At 40.0% G+C, this 7,712-nt stretch carries 5 protein-coding genes; 4 read left to right on the top strand and 1 reads right to left on the bottom strand.

Annotation, left to right across the window (positions count from 1 at the left end; genetic code table 11):
* Nucleotides 1-1,052: 1,052 nt before the first annotated feature.
* Nucleotides 1,053-1,988 carry a YaaC family protein gene (locus JOC54_RS22155; protein WP_204469275.1) on the bottom strand — a complete coding sequence of 312 codons (936 nt, stop codon included), beginning with the start codon at nt 1,986-1,988 and terminating at the stop codon, nt 1,053-1,055.
* 126 nt (nt 1,989-2,114) lie between these two features.
* Between JOC54_RS22155 and guaB the strand changes: the two genes are divergently transcribed.
* The 4 genes from guaB (at nt 2,115) to JOC54_RS22135 (ending at nt 7,630) form a co-directional block, all read left to right on the top strand.
* Nucleotides 2,115-3,572, top strand: a complete 1,458-nt coding sequence (gene guaB / locus JOC54_RS22150) for an IMP dehydrogenase (protein ID WP_204469277.1) — start codon at nt 2,115-2,117, stop codon at nt 3,570-3,572.
* 102 nt (nt 3,573-3,674) lie between these two features.
* Nucleotides 3,675-5,012, top strand: a complete 1,338-nt coding sequence (locus tag JOC54_RS22145) for a D-alanyl-D-alanine carboxypeptidase family protein (RefSeq protein ID WP_239586884.1) — start codon at nt 3,675-3,677, stop codon at nt 5,010-5,012.
* Between the two features lie 101 nt (nt 5,013-5,113).
* A complete protein-coding gene (locus JOC54_RS22140; RefSeq protein ID WP_035422001.1) occupies nt 5,114-5,908 on the top strand; it encodes a carbon-nitrogen family hydrolase in 795 nt (264 codons plus the stop codon).
* Between the two features lie 27 nt (nt 5,909-5,935).
* On the top strand, nt 5,936-7,630 hold the full coding sequence (locus JOC54_RS22135; RefSeq protein WP_204469273.1) for a PucR family transcriptional regulator: 1,695 nt from the start codon (nt 5,936-5,938) through the stop codon (nt 7,628-7,630).
* Nucleotides 7,631-7,712: the final 82 nt, after the last annotated feature.

The following is a 7,712-nucleotide window of genomic DNA, read 5'->3' as shown; positions in this document are numbered from 1 at the left end:
GGCCGTTAAGCTCTTTTGCGTCGATGGTAGTTGGGGGCTTCCCCCTGTGAGAGTAGAACGTTGCCGGGCAATGAGAAAGACACCTGAAAAGGTGTTTTTTTTTCGTGTACGCTCAAAGCAAAAGAGTACTGCTTCGAAGAAGGAGATACAATAAAGGATAAGACAAATACGGGGAATAACCACTTTATAAGAAAACATCATGAATCGACTTCATCGAGAAAGCAACGTGTTCCCCTGTGAGACGGAGGGGTTGTTTTCGTCATACTTCATGAGTAGGCTTCAAAGAAATCGCATCATGACTCAGCATCCCCGTAGGAAACCACCGCGGAGTCAAGAACGTTGCCGGGCAAACCGAAAGACACCTGAAAAGGTGTCTTTTTTTGTATTTTCCACAAAGCAAAAGAGTGCTACTTCGAGGAAGTAGATATAATAAGGGATAAGACAAATACGAGACATAAGCACTTTATAAGAAAACATCATGAATCGTCTTCATCGAGAAAGCAACGTGCTCCCCTGTGAGACGGAGGGGTTGTTTTCGTAAACCATCATGAAGTCGCTTCAAAGAAACAGCATCATGACTCAGCATCCCCGTAGGAAACCACCGCGAAGCCAAGAACGTTGCCGGGCAAACCGAAAGACACCTGAAAAGGTGTCTTTTTTGTATTTTCCACAAAGCAAAAGAGTGCTACTTCGAAGAAGTAGATATAATAAGGGATAAGACAAATACGAGACATAAGCACTTTATAAGAAAACATCATGAATCGTCTTCATCGAAAAAGCAACGTGCTCCCCTGTGAGACGGAGGGGTTGTTTTCGTAAACCATCATGAAGTTGCTTCGAAGCAACAGCATCATGACTCAGCATCCCCGTAGGAAACCACCGCGGAGCCAAGAACGTTGCCGGGCAATGAGAAAGACACCTGAAAAGGTGTCTTTTTTTTTATTCTCCACAAAGCAAAAGAGCCGCTGCTTCGAAGAAGGAGCAAGAATGAGGTTAATAAGAGTAGAAACTGTCTTTAGCTCAGACTTTACCCACTGTAAGTAATAAAAAACTTATTTATTCAGAAGCTCATTAATGATTAACACCTGAGTACGATCTTCAGCAATCGTAAGAAAATGTTTAATGTAGGGCACATCATCACAATCCATTGTATGAAGTCGCTCTCCCCACCACTCTGTCTCGTACCTACAAATCATGCTTAAGTTATAAAGAATCAAATAATAAACAGCTAATTCCGGTAAAAGTAAGAAGTCATTTCGATTCGAGTGTAAAACCGGTAGTCCTTCCTGATTCATACGAATTGGGCTAGGGGCTGAAAACCGTGCATGGCTGGAGTAGTTAATAATAAGTGAGTTTCGGTTTTCGTTAACAGTCGCTTTTCGGTCAAAAAGATGATTGTTTAAATAAAGTTGGAAACGTTCAGGAGTCATGTGGTATTCGTCGAGAATAGATGAGTGAAACTGAATGGCTTTTTCGCTCTTTGATCCTGAAACAAAAACCGTTTTATTGGATAAATAATGAATAGGGTCAGCCATTTCAGGAAGTTGTTTCAGTAGTTTAATCATGGAATATTTATCATCAAGTTCATAATGTTTCATGTGGAACATTTTTAATAATAAATGCGGATAAAGACCTTCACGTTGGACTTTCACTTCATCAGTTAAAAAGGAATAACCTTGTTTTTTTCTTTTACGTGTTGAAAGCCCGTGGGCAAGCACTGAGGAGCTCGCAGGGTACTCGGGATCATAGACAATCAAACACGCTTTTAATAGCTGAGAAAGCCCATAGAATAGCAACATCGGCTTAATAGCAAAAGGAGAGACCTTAGCTTGTGATAAATAGAGTTGACCATGCTGCAAGTGATACATTAAACGGTAACTGTTTCCATAACTTTTGGAAGAACTTGATTCAACAGTTGCTTCAATATATCTTTTTTCTAGATAATCCTGTGTAAAGGAAGCCGATTCAAACAGAGAAAGCTGATTCATTTCATAAATCTCCTCTATGTGCATTTAATTCAGAAAAGTACTACTTAAACCCTTGTCTTGACAGTAGTTTGCCCAATTGTTAAGCTACTAATAATATTTTCAGGCTTTTGAGGGGAGCTATCAATGATGTGGGAAGATAAGTTTGCAAAAGAAGGACTAACGTTTGACGATGTACTTTTAATACCAGCTAAGTCAGAGATCCTACCTAGAGATGTATCTGTTGCGACTAAGCTTAGTGAAACTGTTAAATTAAATGTACCAATTCTTAGTGCAGGAATGGATACAGTCACTGAGTCAGAAATGGCTATTGCCATTGCCAGAGAAGGTGGAATGGGCATTATCCATAAGAATATGTCGATTGAAGAACAGGCTGAACAAATTGATAAGGTAAAGCGCTCTGAAAGTGGCGTTATTACAGATCCATTCTTTTTGACACCAGACCGCCAAGTATTTGATGCTGAACATTTAATGGGTAAATACCGTATCTCTGGTGTCCCAATTGTTGATGAGGAGCAGCGTCTTGTTGGCATTTTAACGAATCGTGATCTTCGTTTTATTGAGGATTATTCTATCCAAATTGATGATGTCATGACAAAAGAAGGTCTTGTAACGGCATCAGTAGGAACGACGTTGGAACAAGCAGAGAAAATCCTGCAGAAATATAAAATCGAGAAGTTACCTTTAGTTGATGATGAAGGTATTTTAAAGGGACTTATTACAATTAAAGATATTGAAAAAGTGATTGAATTCCCTAATTCAGCAAAAGATAACCAAGGTCGTTTATTAGTTGGAGCAGCAATAGGCATATCTGCAGATGCTGATGTTCGAATTGAAGCAGTAGTGAATGCCGGGGCAGACGCTATTGTTATTGATACAGCTCATGGTCATTCAAAAGGTGTACTTGATAAAATTGCTCAAGTGCGTGCTAATTATCCTGACTTAACAATCATTGCAGGAAATGTAGCAACTGCTGAAGGAACTCGGGCGTTAATTGAAGCAGGCGTGAGCGTTGTAAAGGTTGGTATTGGTCCAGGCTCTATTTGTACAACGCGTATTGTCGCTGGAATTGGAGTGCCTCAAATAACAGCAGTCTATGATTGTGCAACTGAAGCAAGAAAACATGACATTCCCATTATTGCTGATGGCGGGATTAAGTATTCAGGGGATATCACGAAAGCACTTGCTGCAGGTGGGCATGCCGTAATGCTCGGTAGTTTATTAGCAGGTGTTAGTGAGAGTCCAGGAGAAACGGAAATTTATCAAGGTCGTCAATATAAAGTGTATCGTGGGATGGGCTCACTTGGAGCGATGGAAAAAGGAAGTAAGGATCGTTATTTCCAGGAAAACAATCAAAAACTTGTTCCAGAGGGAATTGAAGGACGCACTTCATACAAAGGTCCTCTTGCAGACACGATTCATCAGTTGGTTGGTGGAGTTAGAGCAGGAATGGGCTACTGTGGAACGGCTTCCCTTCAGTCATTGAGAGACGAAGGTCAGTTTATTCGCATTACTGGCGCCGGTTTAAAAGAAAGTCACCCGCATGATGTGCAGATTACAAAAGAAGCACCAAATTATTCGTTATAATTGACATATATTCGTCGAATAGATAGGGACTTCCCTATCTATTTTTTTGTATATCAGCATGATACAATAAGACACATGTGTAGAAATAGTGGAGGTGTCATTTTGAAGAGAAATAACCGAGCGAAGTGGGCAAAAGTGTCATTATTGTTCACATTAATTCTAGCTCTAGTAACAGTACCTATTCAACAAGCAGAGGCCAATTCAGTAGATATCGATGCATCCGCAGCGATTATGATTAATGGAGATACAGGACAAATCCTGTTTGAACAGAACATAGATGAACAATTAGCCATTGCTAGTATGACAAAAATGATGACAGAGTATCTATTATTTGAAGCAATTGAAGAAGGACAAATTGCATGGGATGATACAGTACATATTGAAGATCATTTGTATCCTTTATCTCACCAAGGTGGTCTTTCTAATGTCATGTTTCGTCCCGATTATGATTATACGGTAGAAGATCTTTATGAATCAATGGCGATTTATTCGGCTAATGCATCAACAATGGCTCTTGCAGCGCATATAGCTGGATCAGAAACGGCATTCGTTCAGCAGATGAATGATAAAGCAGCAGAGCTAGGTTTAGATCAATACGATTTTGTAAATTCAAGTGGATTAAATAATTCTAGTTTAGATGGACATCATCCTGAGGGCACACCTGCTGATGGAGAAACGTCGATGTCTGCACGCTCTGTTGCGCAACTTGCCTTTCATCTCGTAAAAGATTACCCTGAGGTTTTAGAAACAGCAAGCGTTCCTTTTGCTGAATTTCAAGCTGGTCCAGATGAAACGGTAGATATGCCGAATTGGAATCAGATGTTACCAGGAATGAGTCATGAATATGAGGGTGTTGACGGATTAAAAACCGGCACAACTAGTGCTGCAGGGAATAGTTTTACAGGTACAGCTGTACGCGATGGATCACGTTTAATTACGGTTGTAATGAATGCAGGAGATCCACAAATTCGTACAGAACGTTTTGTTGAAACAGCAAAATTATTTGATCACGGCTTTAACAATTTTGAAGAAACAACAATTGTAGAAGAAGGTCAAGAACCGGAAGAGAACGTTCTATCTATTAGCGGTGGTAAAGAAACTGAAGTTTCCGTAGTGACAGCAGAAAGTTTAAAGATTTCAACTCCTAGAAACACAGAACAAGATTTCACATTAGAAGTTGTGCTTGATGAAGAGCGAACTAATGAAGATGGAGAACTAATTGCACCGATTGAAGCCGGTGAATCAATCGGTACTTTAAAAGTAAACTTCAATGAGGAAACAGACTATATTCAAGGCGCACAGCAAAGTGGGGTTAATCTTGTCGCAGTTGAAGGAGTAGAAGAAGCTGGATGGTTCACGATGTCAATGCGTGGCATTGGTGGATTTTTCTCTGGCATCTGGACAAGCGTTTCCGATACAGTGGCAGGTTGGTTTAGCTAATTTTGATTAAAAAACAGAGTCCTTTGACTCTGTTTTTTTGTATGCTTTTCAAACATTCGTTTGATAAAATAAATAAAAGCATGAGAGAGGAGTCGGAACAAATGAACATTGCCATTTATCAAATGGAGATTATAGCAGGGAATCCGAACTTAAATCGAGAAAAAGTGGAGAAGTGGATTAATCAAGTCTGTGCCGATCAAAAAGATAAACCTCAATTGATTGTACTTCCAGAATTATGGACGACCGGTTATCAATTAGAATCACTTACTACATTGGCTGAAGAAAGAGGGGAGCAGACGATTTCCTTTCTTAGTAAGCTTGCAATAAAGCATAAACTCCATATGATTGCTGGATCTATAGCAACAAAAAAAGAAGGTAGGATCTACAATACAGCAATTGTGATACGAGCGGATGGAGAATGCATTTATTCGTATAACAAAATGCATTTAGTGCCAATGCTTAATGAACCAACGTATTTAGATGAAGGAATGAAAGCACCTGCTGTCTTTGAACTGGATGGAATTAAAATGGGGGTAGTTATTTGTTATGACCTGCGCTTTCCTGAAATCATACGAAATCTAATGCTCCAAGGTGCAGAGGTGCTCTTTATACCTGCGGAGTGGCCGCGAGCGAGGACTACTCATTGGGAGATTTTACAGCAAGCTAGAGCAATCGAGAATCAATTTTTTGTTTTATCTGCTAATGGGGTCGGATTCTACAAAGAAACAGAGTATGCCGGAAGATCTCTCGTCGTAAATCCCTGGGGAGATATTATTGCTTCAGGCAGTATTGAAAAGGAAGAAACAATCTTAACCAAGATTGATTTTAGCGAAGTTGAGCAGGTAAGGAGACAGGTACCAATCCAATCAAGTAGACGGCCGCATCTGTATAGCTAGTTACGATAAGCTGAGAGGGTGATAAAGATGAAGCTCACATTAGATCAAATTATGAAGCTCGATATCATGAAGTTAGCGACTGTAAAAACAGCAGTTAATCAACTTCATCATAAAAGCGTAGAGTGGGTTTCAATCACAGAAGCACCTGTAGAAAATTTCATTCGTAAAAATGAGCTTGTTTTAACGACGGGTATTGGTTATGGCCATGATCCAAAGCAATTTTTCGAGTTTGTTAAAGATGTAATGAAGTCAGAGGCTTCAGCTCTTGCTGTAGCAACAGGGCGATACATTTATGAACTATATGAAGATGCAAGGGAGCTGGCAGAAGCTGAAGGCTTTCCCATTTTGTTTCTCCCTTGGGAAGTCCGATTCGCCGATCTTACGCAAGCCGTTACGGCAAGATTGGTTGATGAAAAACAATCCGACTGGCAGTTTGCTCAAAGCGTTCAGCAGGAACTACTTTCTCTGATGTTAGCAGGTCGAGACCTCTCTCATTTTCTTAATCACGTAAGTAAATACACGGAAGCTCCTTTAGCCATAACAGATCATCTTGGGCGAGTGAAAGGGAAGGTAGTACGTTCGCATAAAGAATTCGACAGGCTCGTTTTACAAGCATTTACGACATTGAAAGCAAGTGATCAATCGACTGAACATCATCCATTGGAAAGTAAAGTCCAGGTATTAGATGTAGAGGGAGAATCTTTTTTTGTCGTTCCAATTATTCAAGCCAATGAGCAAATTCAGGGATACCTATTCGCTGTTCGTTCTCATGTGAATGATCTCGATATAAATGTTTTCTACCTCTTGCTTGAACACACGGTAACAGCGGCAGCATTTTGGTTTTTACAAGAAAGTGCGGTTCAGGAAGCGGAGGCACGTATTCGTGATAACTTTGTAGGGGATCTTGCTCAAGGTGTACCAACTGCTCAATTGCGAACAAAGGCCAAGTCAATTGGGTATCATTTAAATCATTGCTATATTGCTATTGTAGGGATGCCCCATAACTTAGCGGAGCTATACACACAGTCTGATCAAGTTGCCTCTTATGAAGAGTGGCTCCCTAGTATGGTTCATTATATGGAAGAAGAAGCAAAATATGCAGGTTCGTCCATTAATCGAGAAGTAATGACAACTTTCATAGAGAGTCAGTTGTTAATTTATTTAGAAGTTGAAAAAGAAGAGTATCAATCAACCGTAAATAGTTACCTTGATTTACTTGATCGACGTCTTACGCATCTCTTGCCAGACATGGAAATGACTTGGGCGATCGGTGATGCAAAAATTGAACTTGGAGCATTTGAAGTACGATTTACTGAGGCCAAACAAGCTCTTAAACTTGGGATTGGCCGTTTAGGTAAGGGGAGCCGTATCTTTTTTTCAGATACAAGAATAGACCAAGTCCTGTTTAAGATCGGAACCGATCCTGAACTGAGAACATTAATCGATGATTATGCAGCACCGCTCCTATCGTATGATCAACTAAGGGACATTGATTTGCTCGGAACGTTTCTAGCCTATCAACGAAATCAAAACAATGTCTCACAAACAGCAAGAGTTCTGCATCTCCATCGGCAGTCACTCTTATATCGGTTAAGAAAGATCGAAGCTCTTACCGGCCTATCATTAGCAAATCCTGATGATGTGTTCTTACTCGATTTAAGTATCAGGATATTATTGGTAAACAGGCACATGAATGAAGCAAATGGTGCACAATATGAATGATGAACGAGCGTTTATACTGAATGCTCGTTTTTTTGTGATGTTCCAAAAAAATGTCTAAGTAAAAAGTTAAATTTTCATACAG

Source organism: Shouchella xiaoxiensis (assembly GCF_016907895.1).
GTDB classification, from domain to species: domain Bacteria; phylum Bacillota; class Bacilli; order Bacillales; family Bacillaceae_D; genus Shouchella; species Shouchella xiaoxiensis.
Note: the sequence above shows the minus strand (reverse complement) of the source record. Positions and strands in the feature narration are given on the sequence as shown.